Genomic DNA, 22205 nt, shown 5'->3' with positions numbered 1-22205 from the left:
CCGGCGTGAGAGGTTGCATGGCAAGCCAGTCAGCAAGTGCGAGAGGTGCTCCCTATGCCACCATCCATCCATCCCTCGAGGCCGCGTCGGCGACGCGCGATCGCGGCCGCCCTGAGCGGCCTCGCGATCGGCGTCGCCGGCGTCGGCGCGGCCGCGCTTCCCGCGGCCGCCGCGCCCGACGCTCCAGCCGGTGATCCGCCGGCCGCGACGGCGCCCGCCACCGCCGGCGGCTCGCATTCGGTCACGCTCATCACGGGCGACCGAGTCACGGTCACCGACCTCGCCGATGGCACGCACGCCGTCGAGATCGAGCCGGCCGGGCCCGGCGACGGCATCCAGACCGCCGAGGTCGACGGCGACCTCCACGTCATGCCGCGATCGGCCATGCCGTACGTCGCGGCGGGGGTCGTCGATGCCGACCTCTTCAACGTGTCGCAGCTCATCGAGTTCGGCTACGACGACGCGTCGGTCGACGCCACCCCCGTCATCCTCGAGTTCGAGGAGGGCCGGGCCACCCGACGTGCAGCGCCCGTTCCTGGTCTCGCGGTCGGCGCGCCGCTGGCGAGCATCGACGGCGCGGCCGCGGCTGCTGAGCACGCGAGCGCCGAGTCGACCTGGGCGGCCCTGACGGGTGCCGCGGCATCGGCCCGCACGTTCGGCGCCGCGCCCGAGGCACCCGACGGCACCGCCGCCGTCGAGCTCGGCGGCGGAATCGAGGCGATCCACCTCGACGGCAAGGTGCAGGCGACGCTCGACTCGAGCACGCCATGGATCGGGGCGCCCGAAGCGTGGGCCGCCGGCTACACCGGCGAGGGCGTCACCGTCGCCGTGCTCGACTCGGGCTATGACGACACCCACCCCGACCTCGCTGGCGCGGTGCTGCCCGAGTCGACGAGCTTCGTACCCGACGAGGAGGTCGGCGACGACCCCAACGGGCACGGAACCCACGTGGCATCCACGGTCGCAGGCACGGGTGCCGCGAGCGGGGGCGTCCAGCGGGGCGTCGCCGACGGCGCCGACCTGCTCATCGGCAAGGTGCTCAGCGCCCAGGGCTACGGCCTGGAGTCGTGGATCATCGCCGGAATGCAGTGGGCCGGCGAACGGGCCGACATCGTGTCGATGAGCCTCGGCACCTCCCAGGGTTCGGACGGCACCGACATCATGTCGGAGGCGCTCGACCGGATCGCCGAGGAAACCGGCGCGCTGTTCGTGGTCGCGGCCGGCAACTCGTCGTCGCCCGAGACCATCGGGTCGCCGGGGGCGGCGGCGAGCGCGCTCACGGTCGGCTCCGTCGACGATCCGACCGGTGAGCTGTCGTGGTTCTCGAGCCAGGGCCCGCTCGTGCGCTCGGGCGCGCTGAAGCCCGAGCTCGTCGGTCCCGGCAGCAACGTCACGGCCGCCCGCTCGGCCGACCGCCTGGGCTCCGGCTCGTACGTCGCGATGAACGGCACGTCGATGGCGACCCCGCACGTGTCGGGCGCCGCCGCGATCGTGAAGCAGCAGCATCCCGACTACACGGCCGACCAGTTGCGCGCGGCGCTCCTGAGCACGACGACCGACGTCGGCCTGACGCCGTACCAAGCGGGCTCGGGCGTGGTCGACATCGACCAGGCACTCGACGCACCGGTCCTCGCCGCCGGACCCGGCGACTTCGGCATGCTCTCGTGGGGCGAAACCGCCGACGCCGTCGAGCGCACCATCGAGTTCACCAACCGAAGCGATGCCGAGGTCGTGCTCGACCTCGCGGCGACGCTCCACGACACGACGCCCGGGTCGGGCGGCGGCGGCGTGGAGCCGCTCTCGGTCGACGCGCCGACCGGCGTGCTCGCCATGGACGCCGACCAGCTCACGATCCCGCCGGGCCAGACTCGATCGGTCACCCTCACGGCCGACCCCGCACAGGTGCCCACCGGCGCCCAGTTCTCGGGCGCGCTCGTGGCGTCGATAGACGGCGAGCCGGTCACCCGCACCGCGCTCGGCATCATCGCCGAGGCCGAGCGCTACGACCTCACCGTCACGGCCACCGGCCTCGATGGCGCGCCCGCCGAGGCGTACGGCTGGCTGTGGAACGGCGAGACCGGCGACATCGGAGTGGTCCCCGTCGCGGGGGAGACGACACTGCGGCTGCCGGCCGGCACCTATTCGCTCATGTCCTTCATGGACGTGGCGGAGGCGGCGGACGCGCTCGGGACCGCGCTGGTCGGCGACCCGCACGTCGTGCTCGACGGCGACGCCACGGTGACGTTCGATGCCCGCGCGGCCGTGCCGCTCACGGTCGACGTCGGTGACGACACGGTCTCGCCGGTCTTCCGCCGCGTCGACTTCCAGGTCGACGGGTTCCGGGGGAGCATGATCGCCCCGGTCTGGACGGACACCCTGTACGCGCAGCCGATCGACGCGTCCGATGCAGAGAGCTTCGACTTCACGACGCGCTGGCGCCTGCAGCAGACGCTCTCGCTCACGGCCGACGGAGAACGCCTCGACGTCATCGAGCAGGCCGGCTCCACGCCGCTCGACGGCAGCCTGCGCGCTCGCGCCGTCGACGTCGGCGCCGGCAGCGCCGAGGAGTTCGCGGCGGCCGACGCCGCCGGGCTCGTCGCGGTCGCCACCCGGTCCGACGCGGTGTCGCCGTCGGAGCGCGCGGCGAATGCCGCCGCCGCCGGTGCGGCACTGCTCCTCGTCGTGAACGACGCCGACGGCGAGCTCAGCGAATGGGTGGGTGCCGACGACTACCGCACGCCGGTGCCGATCCCGGTCGCCTCCGTCAGCGGCATCCAGGGGCGTGAGATCCTCGGTGCCATGGGCGGGAAGACGGTCACCCTGAAGGGCTCCGGCGTCGCGAACGCGACCGAGGTCTACGACCTCGTGCGCTTCACCGACGGTGAGATCCCCGAGGACCTGGACTACCGCCCCGATGGTCTCGCCCGCATCGACACCACCTATTACGGCGACGGCGGCACCGTCGGCGAGTTCCGGTTCGACTTCGTGCCGGGCACGCTGTACGGGTCGGGCTACCCGATGCGCACCACGCGCGGCATCGAGCGCACCGAGTGGGTGAGCACCGACCAGGTGGACTGGTACCAGGACGTCGAGTTGGTGGATGTCGGATGGAACGTGCGCGACATCCGCCGTGCCTACGCACCCGACCAGGTCGCCGAGTCGAGCTTCTTCGGCCCAGTGGTGCGCCCCTACGTCGGTCCGGGCTACTGGGCGCCCCACCGCTCGGGATCGATCGCTCAGGTGAACCTCCCGTCGTGGGCCGACGGGGCGAACCCCGAGCGCACGGGTGCGTTCGACCTGTGGTCGGGCACCGACGATCGCGCGCAGCTCACCGAGGTGTACGTCGATGGCACGCTCGCCGGTTCGTCGAAGTACCAGGCGACGTACGTGCGGAACGTGGCCGACGGCGAGACCGACTGGCGCATCGTGAACCGGGCGACGCACGACGGTTCCGCGTTCGCGTCCTCGACCGAGACCGTGACCGAGTGGACCTTCCGGTCGACCGGAACGGCCGATGACTGGACCGAGCAGCTCCTGCCGATGATCCAGGCCTGGTACGACGTCGAGCTCGACGCGTCGGCCCTCGCCGGCTCGGGTCGCAAGGCGGGCACGCCGGTCGCGCTCGGGCTCGAGCTCGGGCACGTCGCCGGGGCATCCGGAAGCGCGGCGCTCAGCGGCGCCACGCTCGAGGTGCGGGTCGCCGGTGGCGACTGGCAGTCGGTCGAGCTCTCGGCGACGGATGCCGCGGGCGGGACCGGGATCACCCCGTTCGCCACCTTCCCGACCGGCCGCGACTTCGTGACGACGTACGCGGCCGACCTCGCCGTTCCCGATGCAGGCTCTTGGGTGGACCTTCGGGTGACGGCGACGGATGCCGCAGGCAGCACGTTCTCGCAGGAGATCGTGCGGGCGTTCGAGGCTGCCCCGGCCAAGAGCGCCGTCGTCCGGCCGGTCGGCGGCACGAGCGGACTGCTTCCCTAGGCGGTCCGCGCGGGGCCCGGGCGGCGACGCCCGGGCCCGTCGTGCGCGTGTGCGCGCATCTCGAAGCCCCCTTGTCGACCTCGTACTGGACTTGTCCTCCACAAGCGGGTTGCGTGCAAAGTTCTCCACATGATATTTGCCTGATCAGTGGCGATTTCCGTGCTCATTCGAAAGTCGGTGGGTGGCTGCAGGATGAAGTCATGGATCAGCCGCTGCACACCCTCGAGCGTGACGTCGAGGCGTTGCGCGCGGCGTGGAGCGGCGCGTTGCCCGCGTTCGGGGCGATCAGCGGGGCGGTGCAGGTGGAGGTCGGGCAGATGAGCGACGCCGGGCTGGTGCGGGTGACCGACGCGCTCGCCCGGGTCCGCCGCGACGCCGACGCGCTGCTCGCCCGGGTTGCGGCCGAGGTGTCGAAGCGGTCCAGCACCGAGCTCGGCGAGTCCAGCCTCGCCAGGGCGCAGGGCTTCCACAACCCGGTGCGACTGATCGCCGCCTCGACCGGGGCATCCCGGAGCGAGGCGGCGAAGCTCATCGCGGTCGGCACCGCCACCGCCGAGCGGCAGTCGTTCGGCGGCGAACGACTGCCATCGCGGCATCCGCACGTCGCCGCAGCACTCGAATCCGCCCGCATCGGCGTCGACGCGGCATCCGCGATCACCTCCATGCTCGACCGGGTGCGGCTGCGTGCCGACCCCGAGCTGGCCGACACCACCGAAGCGGCCCTCGTCGACCTTGCTGCGCGGGTGCCGCTCGACCTCCTCATGCGCGGGGTCCGCGAGGCGGAGGCCCGGCTCGACCGCGACGGCATCGAGCCGCGTGAGGAGCAGTTGCGCGGAGCGCGTTCGCTCACGATGCGCGAAGACTCGGCGGGCATGGTGCACCTGCACGCCCGCCTCGACCCCGAAACGGCAGCCCCCATCAAGACCGCGATCGAGGCACTCGTCAGCGACACTCTGCGTCGCCGCGAGCCGGGTGCGGGGAGCTCCGGTTCGGCGTCGGATTCGGGCCCGGTCGTCGATGACGCGCGTTCGATTCCGCAGCTCCAGGCCGACGCGCTCGCCGCGATCTGCCGCCACGCGCTCGGCTGCGGTGAGACCCTCGCGCCACTCGCGAAAGCCACCGTCGTGGTGCGCCTCGACCATGACGCCCTCGTCGAGGGCCTCGGAATCGCGCGCATCGACGGAATCGACCAGCCGATCTCGGCCGGCACCGCCCGGCGCATGGCCGCCGACGCCGAACTCATCCCCGCCGTGTTCGGCGGCGAGGGCGTGCCGCTCGACCTCGGCCGCTCGGCCCGGCTCTTCAGCAAAGCGCAGCGAATCGCACTCGCAGAACGCGACGGCGGATGCGCCTCATGCGGTCAGAACATCGCCTACGTCGACGCGCACCACATCGACTGGTGGGAACGCGACACCGGCCCGACCGACTTCTCGAACGGGGTCATGCTCTGCTCCTTCTGCCACCACCGCATCCACCGCGAAGGATGGGGCATCCGCGCCACCCGATCGGAAGTGTGGCTCACCCCACCACCGCACGTCGACCCTGACCAAGCACCACGACTCGGCGGACGCGCCCGCTTCACGCTGCCCACATCGCGGTCGGCCGCATGATCGCGGGCACGCGCGGGTGGAGACGAGCGCGCGTCGGTGAGGCGTTTCGAGACGCTCCTTCATCGCTCCCGAACCCGCGGTCGCGGCACTCAACCCGTGGGTCGCGACAGGCGCGGACATAGAATGCGCGCAATGGACGAGTCAGCCGCCCTCGAGGTCACCGCGGCCCGGGCCGTCGAGACGGGGGATCGCGATCGCCTGCTCTGGACCGACGCCGACCGCGACTGGGCGAGCCGCGCTGCCGCGCAGGTCGTCGGCGAGGGCGCCAGCGTCGAGGCGTTCCTGACCCGGCGCGCTCGGCTCGTGCTCGAGCGCATCGGGCCGCGACAGCCCGCCGTGACGCGCATGGTGCGCGCGCTGTGCTGGCGGCCGTGGGTGGGCGCCGTCGTCGTGGGGGCCGCGTTCCTGCTCGGCCTCGTCGTCGACCGCATCGGCGGCGGCACGAGCATCAACCTGCTCGCCCCGCCCGTGTTCGTGCTGCTCGTCTGGAACCTCGTCGTCTACGTCGCGCTGCTGGTTCGGCTGGTTGCGTTCCGCGGTCGGCCGGGGCCCTTGCGAACCCTGCTCATCGAGTTCGCCGCCCTGCGCACGCCGACGGGCGCGCGCGCCGGCGCTCGAGCGCGAGCACGTGCACGTGACGGCGACGCCGGCACCGCCCGGCGCACCATCCTCGAGACGCTCCCCGGCGAGTGGGCGCGGCTGGCCGCTCCCCTCTACGGTGCGCGCGCCGCCCGCGTGCTGCACCTCGCGGCGGCCGCCACCGCGCTCGGCGTGATCGTCGGCCTGTACCTGCGCGGCCTCGCCTTCGAGTACCGCGCGACCTGGGAGAGCACGTTCCTCGACGCAGACCAGGTGCACGGGCTGCTCGCCGTGACGCTCGCGTCCGGCTCCTGGCTGACCGGCATCCCGATTCCGGATGTCGCGGAGGTCGCCGCCATCCGTGCGCCCGGGAGCGAGAACGCCGCCACCTGGATGCACCTGCTCGCCGGCAGCGTCGTCGCCGTGGTCGTCATCCCGCGGCTCGTGCTGGCGCTCATCGCCGGTCTCGTCGAGCGCCGTCGCGCGGCACGCATCGACGTGCCGCTCGCGGATCCGTACTTCCAGCGGCTCGTGTCGGGCTACCTCGGTCGCACCGGCCGGATCCGGCTCGTTCCGTACAGCCACACCGTCACCCCCGAGGTGCGGAACGGCCTCGACGCCGTGCTCGCCAGGGCGTACGGCGGAGCGTCGGTCACCGTCGAGGCGCCCGTCCCCTGGGGCGACGACGACGCGCTCGCGAACCTGGCGTTCGCGCGGCGGGCGGCCGCCGATGAGATCGTGCTGCCGCTGTTCGGCCTGGCCGCGACGCCCGAACCCCAGGTGCACGGCGCGTTCCTCGATGCCCTCGCGCCCGGTGCCGGCGGGAGTCGGCCGGTGGGCGCGCGGCATCCGCTCACCGCGCTCGTCGACGAGTCGGGGTTCCGAGCGCGCTGGCCCGATGACCACGAGCGCCTCGAGGCGCGCCGAGTTGCCTGGCGCGAACTCCTCGTCGCGCACGGCGCCACCCCGGTCTTCGTCGATCTCGCGTCGCCCGACGTCTCGGCCGCCGAGGCGGCGCTCGCGGCATCCGCCCTCGACACGGAAGCGCCGCCGCGCGGGAGGGTGCCGTGACCGGCGGTCCGGTGGACGCCGGGGAACCGGCCGAGCCGGGTTCGGAGCTCGCGGTCGAGCCGGGCGCCATCGCCCTCTCGCTCGTCTCGCACACGAATGCCGGCAAGACCACCCTCGCGCGCACCCTGCTCGGGCGTGACGTCGGCGAGGTGCGGGACGCCCCGCACGTGACGCTCGAGGCGACGCCGTTCCCGCTCGTGCAGACCGCCGAGGGCGACCTGCTCACGCTCTGGGACACACCGGGGTTCGGCGACAGCGTGCGGCTCGTACGGCGCCTACGGCAGTCGGGGAACCCGATCGGGTGGTTCCTCTCGCAGGTCTGGGACCGCTACCGAGACGAGCCGTTCTGGCTCACCCAGCTCGCCGTGCGCAACGTCGCCGACGACGCGGATGTCGTGCTCTACCTCGTCAACGCTGCCGAGGAGCCCGGTGATGCGGGCTATCTGCGGCCGGAGCTCGAGGTGCTGGACTGGATCGGCAAGCCCGTGCTCGTGCTGCTCAACCAGACCGGGCGACCGCGCGAGCGCGCCGCCGAGGCCGCCGACGAGGCCCGATGGCGGTCGGCGGTCGCCGGCGCCCTCGACGTGAGCGAGGTGCTCGCGCTCGACGCGTTCGCGCGCTGCTGGGTGCAGGAGTTCACGCTCTTCGACGCCATCGGGCGCGTGCTCCCCGGCACGAAGCAGCCCGCGTTCGAGCGCCTCTCGCAGGAGTGGCGCGCTCGCCGGATGGGCCAGTTCGAGGAGGCGATGGCCACGCTCGCCGAGCCCATCGCGAGGGCCGCGTGCGACCGCGAGATCCTGCCCGAGCAGCCGCTCGCGGCACGCCTCGGCGGATCGATCGGCCTGCCGAACACGGCGCGATCGCAGGCGCACGAGGAGGCCATGCGCGCGCTCGGCGAACGGCTCGAGTCGGGGCTCGTGGCGAGCACCGAGCGGCTCATCGTGATCCACGAGCTCGAGGGCCGCGCCGTAGGGGAGGTGCTCGAGCGGGTGGCGAGCGACATCCACGTCGAGGCACCGCTCGACGAGGGCCGCACGGGCATGCTCTCGGGGGTCGTGTCGGGCGCGCTCACCGGGCTCGGCGCCGACCTCATGGCGGGCGGGCTCACGTTCGGCGCCGGCATGCTGGCCGGGGCGGTCATCGGCGCGCTCGGCGGCGCGGGCATCGCGCGCGGCGTCAACGTCGTGCGCGGGCGCACCGAGTGGAGCCTGCGCTGGGAGGCCGCGTTCCTCGACGGGCTCGTCACCTCGGCGCTGCTGCGCTACCTCGCGATCGCGCACTACGGCCGCGGCCGCGGCGCATGGAAGGCGAGCGAGTATCCGCCGTTCTGGCGGCGACTCGTCGTCGACGCGGTGGTCGCGAGGCGCGAGCGCCTCGATGCGGTGTGGGAGCTGCGCGCGGCGGGCGACGGCTGCGAGCGGCTCGAGCGCGAGCTCCGCGAGGAGTTGCGCGAACTGGCGCTCGGCCTGCTCGACGAGCTGTATCCCGGGGCGCTGCGCACCTCGGCGGGGTGAGCGCCGTCGCTCGGGCGGCCCGCGCACGCGGGGCCCGCCCCGCGCGGGCGCTCGCACGCGGGCCTGTCGGCGCGTCGTGCGAGCATGGTGGGCATGTCAGAAGCCCCGCCGCCGCACGACTGGCGGGCGGCGCTCGCCGGGCTCGGGGGCGGAGCCGACGCATCCGTGTCCGAGACGGCGGAGTCGAGGCTGCGTCCGCTCGGGCTGCAGTTCGAGTTGCGTCGGCGCGTCGAACGTCGCAGCGGCGAGTGGCGCGGTCCACGCGACGAACCGGCCCGGCGCGCGGCATCCGTCGACCGGCTCGCGGTGCGCCCGGTCACGCAGGGCCGCCGCGGCGCCTGGGTGAAAGACGGCCTGACGTGGCAGAACATCGCATTCCAGGCGAGCGCCGCGGGCGTCGACCCCGCGCAGTCGCGCTGGTTCGCGCAGTTCGCGATGCTCAAGGGCACGACGCCAGCGGTCTACCAGTACGGCTCAGAGTGGATCACGCTCGACGAGTTCGAGAGCCCGCTGCTGTGGGCGCTGCTCGCCGAGGCCGGGCGCCTCGGGGTGGCATTGGTCGGTTCCGATGTCACGCCCGACGTCGTGCTGTCCGGAAGCGCCGTGGTCGGACTCGACGCGAGGCTCACGAGCGGCGCCCTCGCCCTCGAGCCCACCGCCGTGTTCGACGACGAGGCGGTGCCGGTCGACGAAGTGCAGCCGATCTCACGCCATGGGGTGTATCGCGCCGACTTCGACGCGGGCGTCATCCGGCTCGCCCCCGCCGTGGGCGGTGAGCTCTCGGAGGCGCAGCGCGCGCTGCTCGCGTCACCGCCCGGGGCGATCCGAGTGCCGGCGGCCGACGTGCCGCTCTTCCTGCGCGGGCACTTCCACGCGCTCGCCCGGTCGCTTCCGGTCGTGAGTCGCGACGGCAGCTTCGAGGCTCCCGACGTTCCACCCGCGACGCTCGTGCTCGAGGCCGAGTTCGAGCCCGACGACGTGCTGCGCCTCGCGTGGCGCTGGGAGCACGCCGACGGTCGCACGAGTGCGGTCGAGGCATCCGTCGCCGCGGCATCCGACGACCCCGACCTCGACGACGACCTGCTCGCCCGGGTCGCCGACGAGCTCGGATGGGTGCCGCTCGATGCGGTGATCCTCCGTGGGCTCGATGCCGCCGAGTTCACGGTCGAGCGGATGCCCCGGCTCGAATGCCTCGCCGAACGCGGCGGGCTGCGCATCGACGTCATGGGCGATCGCCCCGACTACCGCGAGGTGACCGCGGCGCCGTCGCTGCGGGTGACGACGGTGGAATCGCAGAAGCGCGACTGGTTCGACCTCGGGGTGCAGCTCACCGTCGACGGCAAGCCTGTTCCGTTCATGCCGCTGTTCCGCGCGCTCGCGAAGGGGCAGCGTCGGCTGCTGCTCGTCGACAAGAGCTACCTGAACCTCAACCTGCCCGTGTTCGACGAGCTGCGCGACCTCATCGAGGAGGCAGGCACGCTCGCCGAGTGGGAGACCGGGTTGCGCATCCACCGCAGCCAGACGAGCCTGTGGGCCGACTTCGAGGATCTGGCGGATGTCTCGGAGCCTGCGCTCGCGTGGCGTGCGACCATCGCGGGGTTGGAGCACGGCGCCGTCGAGGAGGTCCCGCCGCCTGCGGGGCTCGCGTTGCCGCTTCGGCCCTATCAGCTCGAGGGGTTCCGCTGGCTCGCGTTCCTGTGGCGGCATCGGCTGGGAGGCATCCTCGCCGACGACATGGGGCTCGGCAAGACGGCGCAGACGCTGGCGCTGATCGCGCACGCGGTCGAGTCGACCGGGAGCCACGCGCCTCCCGGCAGCGCGGCGCCGTTCCTCGTCGTCGCGCCGACCTCGGTGGCGTCGAACTGGGTGAGCGAGGCCGCCCGCTTCACGCCCGGACTGCGTGTGGCGACGGTGACGGCGACCGAGGCGAAGCGGCGCGGCCGGATCGCGGATGCCGCTGCCGACGCCGATGTCGTGGTGACCACGTACGCCGTGCTGCGCCTCGAAGCCGACGGGTTCGCCGCGCTCGAGTGGAGTGGGCTGGTGCTCGACGAGGCCCAGTTCGTGAAGAACGCGGCGACGAAGGTGCACCAGGCGGCCCGCGGCATCCGGGCGCCGTTCACGCTCGCCGTCACCGGAACGCCCGTCGAGAACAACCTCGGTGAGCTGTGGGCGCTGCTCGACCTCGTGGCGCCGGGGCTCTTCCCCTCGCGTCGGGCGTTCGACGAGCGGTATCGGCGTCCGATCGAGAACGACCGCAACACCGAGCGGCTCGAGCGGCTGCGGCGGCGAATCCGGCCGCTGATGCTGCGCCGCACGAAGGAGCTCGTCGCGCCCGAGCTGCCGCCGAAGCAGGAGCAGGTGCTGCAGGTCGAGCTGCATCCGCGGCATCGACGGCTGTACGACACGATGTTGCAGCGCGAACGACAGAAGCTGCTCGGTCTCATCGACGACCTGGACCGCAATCGCTTCATCGTGTACCGCTCGCTCACGCTGTTGCGGATGCTCGCGCTCGACGCGACGCTCATCGACGATTCCCGCTATGCGGGTTACCCGTCGGCGAAGCTCGACGCGCTCTTCGAGCAGCTCGACGACGTGCTCGGCGAGGGGCATCGCGCGCTCGTGTTCAGCCAGTTCACCTCGTTCCTCGGTCGGGTGGCGTCGAGGTTGGATGCCGCGGGCGTGCCGTACGCGTACCTCGACGGGTCGACGCCGACGCGCCGGCGCGACGCGGTGATCCGGCAGTTCCGCTCGGGTGAGGCGTCCGTGTTCCTCATCAGCCTGAAGGCGGGGGGATTCGGGCTGAACCTCACCGAGGCCGACTACGTGTTCCTCCTCGACCCATGGTGGAACCCGGCGAGCGAGGCGCAGGCCGTCGACCGCACCCACCGCATCGGCCAGGCGAAGCAGGTGATGGTGTACCGACTCGTCGCCGCGGGCACGATCGAGGAGAAGGTCATGGAGCTGAAGGCGCGCAAGGGCGAGCTCGTCGCGTCGCTCCTCGACGACGAGGGGCTGACCGATGCTGCCCTCACGGCCGACGACCTGCGCGGATTGCTCGAGCACTGAGCGCTCGCCGCTGGTCGCCGACCGCCGCCGACTCGGTCGTGTCCGCTCCGCTCCGCTCGCCGAAGAACGTTTCCCGTTTCGCATGTCGGTGCCGGGGTGCCGAAGTGCCGAAGTGCCGGAGTGCCGAAGTGCCGAAGTGCCGAAGTGCCGGAGTGCCGAAGTGCCGGAGTGCCGAAGTGCCGGAGTGCCGGGGTGCCGGGGTGCCGAAGTGTCGGAGTGCCGGGGTGCCGGGGTGCCGGGGTGCCGGGGTGCCGGGGTGCCGGGGTGCCGAAATGCCGGGGTGCCGGGGTGCCGGAGTGCCGGAGTGCCGGAGTGCCGGAGTGCCGGAGTGCCGGAGTGCCGGAGTGCCGGGGGTTCGGCGAGGAAACGGTCGTCCTGAATCGCGAGACGGAGCCGGCTGCTCAGTCCTCGCGGAGCGGGCGGGCCCGGCGGCGCGCGCGAGGCTCCTCCAGCCCGATGTGCACGCGCGTGCGCTTGCGCTCGAACACGATGAAGCCCGCGCCCAGCAGCCACAGCGGGACCTGCGTGAGGAAGGCGACGCGGAAGGCGTCGAGGCTGTAGGTCTCGGGTGTTCCGGCACCCTGCATGTCCATCGCGATGCCGATGAAGAGGATCGCAAGCAGCGCCGCGAGGAATCCGCCGACGTTCACGATGCCCGTCGCCGTGCTCAGGCGGTGGCTCGGGTTGAACGTGCGGGCGTGGTCGAACCCGATCATCGACGCCGGACCCCCGACGCTGAGGGCGAGCGCAAGCAGCAGCAGGAGCCACAGCGGCGCCTGCCCGGGCCAGGCGATCACCACGAACCACGCGAGCATCTGTATGCCGATGATGGGCAGGACGAGCATCCGCGACCGGCGCATGGGATGTCGACTGGAGAGCATGCCGATCACCGGCCCGATGACCATGGCGCATACCACGTAGACACTGAAGACGAGCGACGCCGTCGCCGGCGACAGCCCCTGGCCGACGGTGAGGAACGGGAACCCCCAGAGCAGGATGAACGCGGTCCCCGAGAACGGCGTCGTGAAGTGCGACCAGAACGCGAGGCGCGTCGCCGGATGTGCCCACGACTCGCGGAACCCGACCCGCAGGTCGGCGGCCGAGGTCACCACGTGCATCGCGCCGGTCGTGGTGTCGACCGAGACATCCGCGGTGCGATCGAGTGGATGGTTCCGGATCACGGCGAACGTGAGCACCGTGAACAGTGCGCCGAGCCCGGCCAGGCTTCCGAACGCGACGCTCCACGTCGTCGCATGCAGGATCGCCGCCATCGGCAGGATCGCGAGCAACTGGCCCGTCTGCCCGACGATGCCGGTCAACTGCACGAGCAGCGGGGCCTGCCGCTCGGGGAACCAGACGGCGACCACTCGCAGCACGCTCGGGAAGATCATGGCGTCCCCCGCGCCGACGAGCATACGAGCGACGATCGCGGTCGCCACGTCGGGCGCGAACGCCATGACCAGCTGTCCGATCGCCATCAGGAACATGCCGACCGTGATCATGGGTCGCGCGCCGAACTTGTCGAGCAGCAGCCCGACCGGGATCTGCATCGCGCCGTACACGAACAACTGGATCACGGCGAACATCGACAGCGTCGAGGCATCCGCCTCGAACCGCACCGCGGCGTCGACGCCGACGGCCGAGAGCGAGGTGCGGTTCGTGACCGAGAGCACGTACGCAGCCACGCTGATGCCCCAGACCAGCCACAGGCGCCACGGGCGCACGGGCGGAAGAGCAGTCGTCACGGGGGAAGGCCTTGTCGAAGAGCGAGACGGCCGCGAGCCGCGCCCGACCTGCTCCAGCCTAGGCGACGTTCGAAACGGAGCGAGCGGATGCCCCGAACAGGGACATCCGCTCGCTCTGGTGGAACCGGCGGCCGCCGGCCTCAGCTCAACTCGGCCTCGGCCGCCTCCTCGACGACGTCTTCGAGCGTCTTCGTCGGCCCGGTCATGACCTCGCCCTGCTCGGCTGCCAGCTCGGCGTCGACGTCGTACGCCGCCTGCTCGAACTGCGAGTTGTAGAGGCGGTAGTACGCGCCCTTCGCCGCGATGAGCTGCTCGTGCGTGCCCTGCTCGACGATGTCGCCGTGCTCCATCACGAGGATGAGGTCGGCGTCGCGGATCGTCGAGAGGCGGTGCGCGATCACGAACGACGTGCGGCCCTCGCGAAGTGCGGCCATCGCGTGCTGCAGCAGCAGCTCGGTGCGGGTGTCGACCGAGGACGTCGCCTCATCGAGGATGAGCACCGAAGGCTGCGACACGAACGCGCGCGCGATCGTGATGAGCTGCTTCTCGCCGGCCGAGACGTTCGACGCCTCCTCGTCGAGCACGGTGTCGTACCCGTCGGGCAGCGAGTGCACGAACCGGTCGACGTACGTCGCCCGAGCGGCCTCGCGGATCTCGTCGTCGGTCGCCGTCTGGCGTCCGTAGCGGATGTTCTCGCGGATCGTGCCGGCGAACAGCCACGGATCCTGCAGCACCATGCCGGTGCGGGCGCGCACATCGTGCCGCGTGAGCGTCGCGATGTCCTGCCCATCGAGCAGGATGCGTCCGCCGTCGAGCTCGTAGAACCGCATGATGAGGTTCACGAGCGTCGTCTTGCCGGCACCGGTCGGACCCACGATCGCGACCGTCTGCCCGGGCTCGACCCGGAACGAGAGGTCGCGGATGAGTGGCCGTTCGGGCGTGTACGAGAACGAGACGTTCTGGAACTCGATCGTGCCGGTGCCCTGCACGGGCTCGACGGCGTCCGCGGCATCCTCCTCCTGCTCGTCCTCGTCCAGGAGTTCGAAGACCCGCTCGGCCGAGGCGGTGCCCGACTGCACGACCGCGGCCATGCCGCCGAGCTGCGCGAGCGGCTGCGTGAACTGCTGCGAGTACTGGATGAACGCCTGCACGTCGCCGAGACGCAGCTGGCCGCCCGCGACCATGAGGCCACCGAGCACCGCGATGCCCACGTAGGTGAGGTTCCCGATGAACATCATGCCCGGCATGATGACGCCGGCCAGGAACTGCGCCTTGAACGCGGCCTCGTAGAGCTCCTCGTTCTCGGCTCGGAACTTCTCGCTCGCGTCGCGCTCGCGACCGAACACCTTCACGAGCGCGTGGCCCGAGAACGACTCCTCGACGCGAGCGTTGAGGCGACCCACCTTGCGCCACTGCACGCCGAACGCGGCCTGCGACTTCGGCCCGATCAGCCCGAAGATCACGCCCATGAGCGGCAGCGAGACGAGCGTGACGAGCGCCAGCTGCCACGAGATCGAGAACATCATGATGAGCACGCCGACCACGGTGAGCACGCTCGTGAGCGCGCTCGAGAGCGACTGCTGCATCGTCTGGGTGATGTTGTCGATGTCGTTCGTGACCCGCGAGATGAGTTCGCCGCGCTGCACCCGGTCGAAGTACCGGAGCGGAAGGCGGTGCACCTTCGCCTCGACGTCTTCGCGCAGGCGCCACATCGCCCGCACCATGATGACGTTGATCACGTAGCCCTGGATCCACGAGAGCACGGAGGCCACGACATACAGGAGCATGACGATGATCACGACCTGGCTGAGCCGCACGAAGTCGATGCCCTCGCCCGGAACGAGCGTGGCCGCCTCGACGATGTTCGCGAGATCGTTCTGACCCTGGGCGCGAAGTCCCTCGACGATCTGCGCCTGGGTGACGCCGGCGGGCAGCTGCGCCGAGATGAAACCCTCGAAGATGATGTTCGTCGCCTCGGCGAGCACCTTCGGCGCGATGACCGTGAGCACCACTCCGAGCGCGCCGAGCAGCGACGCGAACGCGAACGGCCACTTGTAGGGCGCGAGGAGCCCGAGCAGGCGCCGGAAGCTGGCGCCGAAGTCCTTCGCCTTGCCGGGCGCGACGGCGTTCCAGTCGCCCGAGTTGATGCGCGCCTCCTCGGCGAGCTCGTGCTCGATGCGCTCCTCTTCGGTCATCTGGCTGGGGTCGATGACCCCGGCGCGGCCGCGACGAGCGTCACGTCGGCCTGCACCGTTGCCTCGCCCGCGACCGCGCGGCCGGCCGCCGCCCTGCTCCGGGTTCTCGATGTCGGCGCTCATGCCGTTGCCTCCACTCCGAGCTGCGATTCGACGATCTCGCGGTAGGTGCTGCTCGTCTCGAGCAGCTCCGCGTGCGTGCCGACGCCGACCATGCCGCCGTCGTCGAGCACGATGATGCGGTCGGCATCGGTGATCGTCGAGACGCGCTGGGCGACGACGATCTTCGTCACGTCGGGCAACTCCCGCCACAACGCCTGCCTGAGCCTCGCGTCGGTGGTGAGGTCGAGCGCCGAGAACGAGTCGTCGAAGACGAGGATGTCGGGCTGGTGCACGATGGCCCGTGCGATCGCGAGGCGCTGGCGCTGACCGCCCGAGACGTTGGTGCCGCCCTGGGCGATGCGCGCGTTCAGGCCGCCCTCCATCTCGGCGACGAAGTCGCGGCCCTGCGCGATCTCGAGGGCCTGCCAGAGCTCGGCGTCGGCGGCCTCCTCGCGGCCGAACCGCAGGTTGGAGGCCACGGTGCCGGCGAACAGGAACGGACGCTGCGGCACGAGGCCGATGGTCTTCCAGAGCCGGTCGAGATCGGCTTCGCGCACGTCGACGCCGTTGACGAGCGTGGCGCCGCCGGTGACGTCGAACAGTCGCGGGATGAGCGAGACGAGCGTCGTCTTGCCCGCACCCGTCGAGCCGACGATGGCGACGGTCTCGCCGCGCTCGGCGCGGAACGAGATGCCCGAGAGCACGGCGTGCTCGGCGCCGGGGTAGGCGAACGCGGCATCCCGGAACTCGACGGTGCCGACCTCGGGGAACTCGGTGACCGGCTTCGCCGGCCGCGTGAGGGTCGACTCGCTGGCGAGCACCTCGCCGATGCGCTCGGCCGACACCGCCGCGCGCGGGATCATGATCGTCATGAACGCGGCCATCAGCACGCCGCCGAGGATGATGCCCACGTACTGCATGAAGGCGAACAGCGTGCCGATCTGCACGCCGCCCTCGTCGACCTCGATGGCGCCGAACCAGATCACGCCGATGATCGTGAGGTTGAGCACGAGCATGAACAGCGGGAACAGCGTGATGAAGAGCGTGCCCACGCGGCGCCCGACGTCCATGATGTCGGTGTTCGCCTCACGGAAGCGCTCCTCCTCGATGTTCTCGCGAACGAACGCACGCACCACGCGGATGCCCGTGAGCTGCTCGCGCAGGATGCGGTTCACCGCGTCGAGCTTCTTCTGGTAGGTGCGGAACAGCGGCACCATGCGGGACACGACGATCAGCGCCACCACGAGGATCGAGCCCACCGACACCCAGATCAGCCAGCTCAGGCCGACATCCTGCCGGAGCGCCATGATGATGCCGCCGATCGCGAGCAGCGGCGCGCTCACGAGCATGGTCGCTCCGGTCATGGCGACCATCTGCACCTGCTGCACGTCGTTCGTGTTGCGGGTGATGAGCGAGCCCGGGCCGAACGTCGACACCTCCCGCTCGGAGAACGCGCTCACCTTGTCGAACACGTCGTTGCGGATGTCGCGGCCGACCCGCATGGCGGCCTTGGCCGCGAAGTACGTGGCGATGATGGCCGCAGTGATCTGCGCGAGCGAGATCGCGAGCATGAACCCGCCCGTCGACCAGATGTAGGCGGTGTCGCCCTTGGCGACGCCCTCGTCGATGATGTCGGCGTTGAGGCTCGGCAGGTACAGCGAGGCGAGCGCCGAGGCGAACTGGAACACCAGCACGCCGAGCAGTAACCACCGGTAGGGCTTCAGGTAACGGATGAGGAGTCTGCCGAGCATGTTTCTCCGAATGAGGGGAGCCGTATGAAGGATGGCGTGCGGGGGAAGGTCGACCGAGCGAGGGCGAGGAGCGCCGGGCGCGGCGATGCACCCGCTCAGTCTGCATCCAAGCGGGTGCCGCCGACATCCTCCCTGTGGCGGATATCGCTGAGGGCGGAATCCGCTACAGGCACCCGCGGACGAGAATGGCTCGCGGAGGTCGACGATGACGAGCACGCACGAGGTCCTCAACCAGGCACCGCCCCGCGAGGGGGTCGACGAGTACGCGGCGAACGTGCCGCTCGTCGAGGCCGTCGCCCGGTGGGGGAGGAACGGCGGGGCGGATGCCGCGACATCCGCGCTCTCGAAGATCGGCACGCTCGTCGGCTCGGCGATGTTCCAGCGCGACGCCGAGCGTGCGAACACGCATTCGCCGGTGCTGCGCACGCACGACCGGTGGGGGAACCGCGTCGACGAGGTGGAGTACGACGACGCGTATCACCGCATCATGGCGGCCGCGGTGGGCGCCGGAGCGCACACGTCGGCGTGGGCCGATCCCGTTGCGGGCGCGAACGTCGAGCGCGCCGCGGCGTTCCTCCTGTTCGCGCAGGTCGAGCCGGGGCACGCATGCCCGGTGTCGATGACGCACGCCGCGGTGCCGGTGCTCGAGCTCGCGGCATCCGGACTTCGAGACCAATGGATGCCACGACTGCTGAGCCGCGAGTACGAGCCCGAGCTGGGTGGGGTGGGACTCGAGACGCACCCCGAGGGCACTCCCCGACCCGCGGGGGCGGCCAAGCGCTCCGCCCTCGTCGGCATGGCCATGACCGAGAAGCAGGGCGGATCCGACGTGCGCGCCAACACGACGCGCGCCGAGCCGACCGGCGACGACGGCCCGTGGGGGCGCGCGTTCCGACTGACCGGCCACAAGTGGTTCTGCAGCGCGCCCATGAGCGACGCGTTCCTCGTGCTCGCACAGGCGCCGGGCGGGCTGAGCTGCTTCTTCCTGCCCCGGGTGCTGCCCGATGGCTCGCGCAACGTGTTCCGCATTCAGCGGCTGAAGGACAAGCTCGGCAACCACTCGAACGCGTCCAGCGAGGTCGAGTTCGACGGCACGACCGCGTGGCTGGTCGGCGAGGAGGGACGCGGTGTCGCCACGATCGTGCAGATGGTCGCGCGCACGCGGCTCGACTGCGTCATCGGCACGGCCGCCGGGATGCGCCAGTCGGTCGCCGAGGCGGCGTGGCACGTGCGGCACCGCAGCGCGTTCGGGGCGCTCCTCGTCGACCAGCCCGCGATGGCGGCGGTCGTCGCCGACCTCGCGCTCGAGTCCGAGGCGGCGACGCTCACCGCGATGCGGCTCGCGCGTGCCCACGACGACCCTTCGACGGAGCTCAGGGACCGCGACCCCGGCGCGGAGCAGGCGTTCCGCCGCCTCGCCACCGCCGTCGCGAAGTACTGGGTGTGCAAGCGCGGGCCGGGGCACGCGTACGAGGCGCTCGAGTGCCTCGGCGGCAACGGCTACACCGAGTCGTTCCCGCTCGCGCGGCGCTACCGCGAGCAGCCGCTCCTCGCGATCTGGGAGGGGTCGGGCAACGTCATCGCGCTCGACGTGCTGCGCGTGCTCGCCCGCGAGCCCGAGGCGTTCGACGCGTTCTTCGACGTCGTCGGTGCGGTGGGCGGTGCGCACGCGGGCTTCGACCTCGCGCTCGCCGAGGCGCAGGCGGTCGTGCGGGAGGTGTCGACGGATGTCGCGGCCGCGACATCCCGGGCCCGTGAGCTCACCGAGCGGCTCGCGCTCGTGCTGCAGGCGGCGTTGCTCGTCGAGCACTCGCCCGGCGCCGTGGCCGACGCGTTCGTGCGCACGAGGCTCGAGGGCGGGGGCGGGATGCTCTACGGCACGCTGCCGCCGGGCGTTGACACGGCCGCGATCCTCGCGCGGGCCTGAGCCTCGCCGCAGCACACGCCGCAGCGGCGGCGGGTCACTCCCCGACGAGCCGCGCCAGCGCGTCGAGCGCCGGCCGCTGTCCCTTCACGAGGCGCTCGTGCGCGTCGTCGAGCGAGAACCATCCAGCCGCGTCGAGCTCGGGGAACGACTGCCGCCGCCCCGACCGCGGCGGCCACTCCAGCTCGAACGAGTTGCTCCGGATGTCGGAGGCGTCGAAGTCGCTCTCGCCCGCGAACACCCAGACGCGCTTGCCCGACGAGTACCGGAACGCCCCGAGCTCCCGGTACTCGACGTCGGGCGCCGGGTGACCGACCTCCTCCTCGAACTCCCGGAGCGCGGCCGCGAGGGGCTCCTCGTCGGTGTACGTGCCCTTCGGGATCGACCACGCCGAGGCATCCTTGCCCCGCCAGAACGGGCCGCCCATGTGTCCGAGGAACACCTCGAGCCGCGGCATCCGCCGGTAGAGCAGCAGGCCCGCGCTGGTCTCAGCCATGCGAGGTCCAGAGGAACGGCGGATGCCCCGCCGGCATGTCGCCCGCCGCCACGAGCCGCGCCAACCGCACGGCCCCATCGAGGGGCGTCCCCGCGGGAGCGACGAGCTCGGCGCCCGGCGCGAGGAGCGCGAACTCCTGCTCGAACGACGCCGTGAATGCGCCGCCCGCGGCGAACACGCCGCCGACGCCCGAGGCGAGCTGCGGCAGCGCTGGGTCGAGCGCGGCCGCGAGCGTGGCCGCCGCCGCGGCGCCGGCGCGGCGCATGATGTCGGTCGACACGTCGTCGCCGGATGTCGCGAGCAGGGCGACATCCGTCGCGAAGCCTGCGAGCAGGCCGGCGCGGTCCTCGCGGGTGAGCAGGTGGCCGGGCCAGCCGTGCGCGGGGCCGAACCGGTCGACCGCGGCGTCGAGGAGCGCCTGCGCGTCGTCGGTGATGCCGTCGTACGTCTGGATGGCCGCCTTCAGTGCCTCGATGCCGATCCAGGCGGCCGAGCCGCGGTCGTCCCAGAGGTGGCCCCAGCCGCCGACCCGGCGCCAGTGCGTGCGCAGGTCGGTGCCGATCGCGATGGCGCCCGTGCCAACGGCGATGACGGCACCGGGTCGACCCTCGAGTGCGCCGAGGTGTGCGGTGACGGCGTCGATCGCCAGCGCGAGCGGCGCGCCACCCGCAGCACGTTCGAGTCGTTGGAGGGCCGCCCCGGGGGTCGTGACGAGCGAGGCGAGACCGGTGGCGCCGATGCCGACTGCCGCGATCGGGGCGTCCGGCCACTCCGTGCGCACCGCCTCGATGAGCTCGGCGGCCACCTCGACCGCGGTGGAGCCGCCGGATGCCACGGCCGCGCGTCCGCACTCGAGCGATCGGCGCTCGGGCTCGGCGCCTTCGCTACGCGTGAGCGGTTCCAGGGCCGCCCTCGAGCCCGTGCCGCCGACGTCCACGCCGAGGACCCAGTGGTCGGAGTTGAGGCCCGGCGATCCGTTGCCGGCAGCGACAGTGTCCACGACTCCGACTCTAGGGCTGCGACATCCGTTCGTGGCCGTTCTGTCTTGTCGTGCTCTCTGAAGTGTGTTTCCCGATCTTGCCGTGCTCTCCGAAGTATGTTTCCCGATTCGCAAGCCGGTGCCGAAGTGCCGGAGTGCCGGAGTGCCGGAGTGCCGGAGTGCCGAAGTGCCGCCCATTCGCGAAGGAAATCATCGCCTCTCTCGGAAGAGAAGTCGTCAGCGTGTGCGACCGGCGATCCGGCCGGGCAGAGGTACCGTGACCGCATGACGACGAATCAGGTGCAGATCACCGTCGAGCACGACGTGCTCGACGAGCCGTGCCCGCGCTGCGGGTCGACCACGGTGCGTGCGGTCGTCCACGCCGGCTCCATCCAGGGCGCGATCGAGCCGACCGATGTCACAGCCGACCCCTTCGACGTCGATGGTCCGCTCTTCGACTGTCGTGAGTGCGGCTTCGAGTGGGGCGAGCTCATCCGCGATCTGATGCGGTAGTGGAGCTGCATTCGGCTGTGGATAACGGCCGTCTGCGTGGTGCTGCTCACTAGGCTCGTCGCCATGCCGAGTCCCCGCCGTCGCCCTCGACGCAGTCTCGCTCTCGCGATCGCCGGCGTCGTGGCACTTTCGATCAGTGGTTGCGTCGGCGCTCCGGCCATCACGCCGACGCCGTCCCCGTCCGAGTCCCCAGCGCCCATCTTCGCGTCCGACGAGGAGGCGCTGGCGGCTGCCGAGGCGGTGTACGAAAGGTTCCTCGTCGTCTCCTCTGAGATCACGGGAAGTGGCGGTCAAGCAACGGCAAATCTGGGTCAGGTCGCCACAGGTCAGGCGTACCGATCTCAACTCGATACTGCGGCCAACTATGCCGAAGAAGGCATCCGCTCAACCGGCCGGCGGGTCTTCACGACGTTCAAGCTTCAGTCCCACACCTCCGATTCGAATGACGTCACAGTGGCGTTCTACGTCTGCGATGACCTTCGTGGGCTGGACGTACTCGATGCGGAAGGGACATCAGTTGTTGCGCCCGACAGGGTCGTGGACGTGCCCTATCTCGTGGTGATTGAGGGGAAGGGCAACGAGCTTAAGGTGAGCGAGAAGGATCTGTGGGACCGCGAGAACTTCTGCGTTTAGCCGGAGGGATTGGCGTTACCGTGGTGCTCACTCTCCTAACGCT

At 71.5% G+C, this 22205-nt stretch carries 13 protein-coding genes; 8 read left to right on the top strand and 5 right to left on the bottom strand.

Annotation, left to right across the window (positions count from 1 at the left end; genetic code table 11):
* Positions 1 to 54 precede the first annotated feature (54 nt).
* From ACVFI9_RS16835 to ACVFI9_RS16815, 5 genes are all read left to right on the top strand, one after another.
* Positions 55 to 3981, top strand: a complete 3927-nt coding sequence (locus tag ACVFI9_RS16835) for a S8 family serine peptidase (RefSeq protein ID WP_474763325.1) — start codon at positions 55 to 57, stop codon at positions 3979 to 3981.
* Between the two features lie 200 nt (positions 3982 to 4181).
* On the top strand, positions 4182 to 5591 hold the full coding sequence (locus ACVFI9_RS16830) for an HNH endonuclease signature motif containing protein (RefSeq protein ID WP_474763324.1): 1410 nt from the start codon (positions 4182 to 4184) through the stop codon (positions 5589 to 5591).
* A 132-nt stretch (positions 5592 to 5723) separates the two neighbouring features.
* The gene (locus ACVFI9_RS16825) at positions 5724 to 7241 is read left to right on the top strand and encodes a DUF2868 domain-containing protein (protein WP_474763323.1); all 1518 of its coding nucleotides are present in this window, start codon (positions 5724 to 5726) and stop codon (positions 7239 to 7241) included.
* Complete coding sequence (locus ACVFI9_RS16820; RefSeq protein WP_474763322.1) at positions 7238 to 8755, top strand: DUF3482 domain-containing protein; 1518 nt, start codon at positions 7238 to 7240, stop codon at positions 8753 to 8755. The genes ACVFI9_RS16825 and ACVFI9_RS16820 overlap by 4 nt, the downstream gene beginning before the upstream one ends.
* Positions 8756 to 8848: 93 nt before the next feature.
* Positions 8849 to 11824, top strand: coding sequence for a DEAD/DEAH box helicase (locus ACVFI9_RS16815; protein WP_474763321.1), 2976 nt, complete (start codon positions 8849 to 8851; stop codon positions 11822 to 11824).
* Between the two features lie 401 nt (positions 11825 to 12225).
* On the opposite strand, the gene ACVFI9_RS16810 is transcribed toward ACVFI9_RS16815, so the two are convergent.
* From ACVFI9_RS16810 to ACVFI9_RS16800, 3 genes are all read right to left on the bottom strand, one after another.
* Positions 12226 to 13569, bottom strand: coding sequence for an MFS transporter (locus tag ACVFI9_RS16810; protein WP_474763320.1), 1344 nt, complete (start codon positions 13567 to 13569; stop codon positions 12226 to 12228).
* 140 nt (positions 13570 to 13709) lie between these two features.
* The gene (locus ACVFI9_RS16805; protein WP_474766295.1) at positions 13710 to 15764 is read right to left on the bottom strand and encodes an ABC transporter ATP-binding protein; all 2055 of its coding nucleotides are present in this window, start codon (positions 15762 to 15764) and stop codon (positions 13710 to 13712) included.
* A 119-nt stretch (positions 15765 to 15883) separates the two neighbouring features.
* Positions 15884 to 17617: an ABC transporter ATP-binding protein gene (locus ACVFI9_RS16800; RefSeq protein WP_474763319.1), complete on the bottom strand. Its 1734-nt coding sequence runs from the start codon at positions 17615 to 17617 to the stop codon at positions 15884 to 15886.
* Positions 17618 to 17822: 205 nt separating this feature from the next.
* Between ACVFI9_RS16800 and ACVFI9_RS16795 the strand changes: the two genes are divergently transcribed.
* Complete coding sequence (locus ACVFI9_RS16795; RefSeq protein WP_474763318.1) at positions 17823 to 19544, top strand: acyl-CoA dehydrogenase family protein; 1722 nt, start codon at positions 17823 to 17825, stop codon at positions 19542 to 19544.
* Positions 19545 to 19578: 34 nt separating this feature from the next.
* On the opposite strand, the gene ACVFI9_RS16790 is transcribed toward ACVFI9_RS16795, so the two are convergent.
* Both ACVFI9_RS16790 and ACVFI9_RS16785 read right to left on the bottom strand, forming a co-directional pair.
* Positions 19579 to 20037 carry an NUDIX hydrolase gene (locus ACVFI9_RS16790; protein ID WP_474763317.1) on the bottom strand — a complete coding sequence of 153 codons (459 nt, stop codon included), beginning with the start codon at positions 20035 to 20037 and terminating at the stop codon, positions 19579 to 19581.
* Positions 20030 to 21037 carry a BadF/BadG/BcrA/BcrD ATPase family protein gene (locus tag ACVFI9_RS16785; RefSeq protein WP_474763316.1) on the bottom strand — a complete coding sequence of 336 codons (1008 nt, stop codon included), beginning with the start codon at positions 21035 to 21037 and terminating at the stop codon, positions 20030 to 20032. Before ACVFI9_RS16785 ends, ACVFI9_RS16790 begins: the two co-directional genes overlap by 8 nt.
* 264 nt (positions 21038 to 21301) lie before the next feature.
* Here ACVFI9_RS16785 and ACVFI9_RS16780 point away from each other — a divergent pair, with 264 nt between their 5' ends.
* Positions 21302 to 21529, top strand: a complete 228-nt coding sequence (locus tag ACVFI9_RS16780; RefSeq protein ID WP_474763315.1) for a hypothetical protein — start codon at positions 21302 to 21304, stop codon at positions 21527 to 21529.
* A gap of 63 nt (positions 21530 to 21592) precedes the next feature.
* Complete coding sequence (locus ACVFI9_RS16775) at positions 21593 to 22162, top strand: hypothetical protein (protein ID WP_474763314.1); 570 nt, start codon at positions 21593 to 21595, stop codon at positions 22160 to 22162.
* Positions 22163 to 22205: the final 43 nt, after the last annotated feature.

The organism is Agromyces sp. NSFZ, assembly GCF_056156205.1.
The sequence above is the reverse complement of the archived record's forward strand: the minus strand, read 5'-3'. Positions and strand labels throughout refer to the sequence as shown.